Source organism: Pseudomonas sp. K5002 (assembly GCF_013386655.1).
Lineage (GTDB): Bacteria > Pseudomonadota > Gammaproteobacteria > Pseudomonadales > Pseudomonadaceae > Aquipseudomonas.
On the sequence record NZ_JACARK010001173.1, the window covers coordinates 1,286 to 2,798 of the forward strand.

The 1,513-nt window shown below is 61.9% G+C and carries 2 protein-coding genes; one reads left to right on the top strand and one right to left on the bottom strand.

Annotation, left to right across the window (positions count from 1 at the left end):
• Positions 1 to 23 precede the first annotated feature (23 nt).
• Positions 24 to 1,079 carry an aldo/keto reductase gene (locus tag HX846_RS34580; RefSeq protein WP_178967188.1) on the bottom strand — a complete coding sequence of 352 codons (1,056 nt, stop codon included), beginning with the start codon at positions 1,077 to 1,079 and terminating at the stop codon, positions 24 to 26.
• Between the two features lie 182 nt (positions 1,080 to 1,261).
• Here HX846_RS34580 and HX846_RS34585 point away from each other — a divergent pair.
• Positions 1,262 to 1,513 (top strand): HTH domain-containing protein (locus HX846_RS34585; RefSeq protein WP_178967189.1); only part of this gene is annotated, 252 nt, incomplete at its 3' end.

The window sequence follows — 1,513 nt, forward strand, 5'->3', positions numbered from 1 at the left end:
AAGCTCCCGCGCCACAACGGGTCTTAGATAACCGGCGGCCAGCGCAGGTCTTGTGCATCATCGTCCGTATAACGTGGGAAGCGCTCCGCGATCATCTCGTGGGGCACGCCCAGCGGTATCGCGCTGGCAGCATCCAGACGGTCCACTTGCTCAGCCGAGAGTTGCACACTCAACGCACCCAGGGTGCCGTCCAGCTGTTCGCGGGTACGCGGCCCCAGGATCGGGATCAGCGCGGTGGTAGAACGACGGGCCTTTTCCCGCAGCCAGGCGATGGCGATGTGAGTCGGCGTGGCGTCCAGTTCACCGGCAACCGCCAGCAGGGTGTCGAGCACTGCGGTTTCCCGTGCGCTTTTTTCAGCGTGGACCAAAATCCCCAGCTTGCTGGCGCGGGTATCGTCCTGGCTGTTGCGGTACTTCCCGGTCAGAAAACCACCCCCCAGCGGTGACCATAAAGTCGCGGCCAGGCCCAGGGCCTCGGCCATGGGCAGCAGCTCGCGGTCAGCGGTGCGTTCGGCCAGGCTGTATTCGGTCTGGATCGCTACCAGGGGTGCAAAGCCGCGCACTTCAGCGAGCAGGTCGGCGCGGGCAATGCGCCAGGCGGGGAAGTTGGACAGCCCCGCGTAGTGGATCTTGCCGGCACGCACCAGGTCATCAAACCCCCGCAGGATCTCTTCCATCGGCGTGACGTTGTCGCTGATATGCGCCCAGAACAGGTCGATGTGGTCGGTGTTCAAGCGTTTCAGGCTTTCTTCGACGGCGCGCACCATGTTCTTGCGGTTGTTGCCAAGCTTGAGGGTGCCTTCGTCTTGAGGCTGGGTGCGCAGGGTGTACTTGGTGGCGATCACCAGGCGATCCCGTTCCGAGGCAATGAACTCGCCGAGCAGCACTTCCGATTGGCCGAACTGGTAGCCGTTGGCAGTATCGAGGAAGTTACCGCCGGCCTCCAGGTAGCCGTCGTAGATTCGCTTGGACTCGTCGCGCTCGGCGCCGTGGCCCCAGCCTGTGCCGAAATTGGCGGTACCCAGGGCCAGCTCTGAAACCCGCAGGCCGCTGCGACGGCCAAAGACTTTATTGCGCATACCGAAACTCCTGACGCTGTGGTTGGTTTAAATGTTTCGCAACATCTATTAAATATGATGCGAGTCATATATTTCGTCAAGGGGCTTTTTTGTCGGCTGAAGGGAAGGGTGCCTGCTCCTGACACTTTCTGACGGAGGCCTCTGCTAAGCTGCGCCACCTTTCTTTTTCGAGCATGATCAACGTGTCGCGTACCAGTCGTCTGTTGACCTTGTTGCAAGTCCTGCGGGGCAAAAAACGCCCGGTGACGGCCGCCGTGCTGGCGGCAGAACTGGAGATTTCCGAGCGCACGCTGTACCGCGATATCGCCGAACTGACCGCGTTGGGCGCACCGATCTACGGCGAGGCGGGCGTGGGCTATGTGCTGCGTGCGGGCCTGTTCCTGCCGCCGCTGATGCTCAATGCCGACGAGACCGAAGCCATCGTGCTGGGCTTG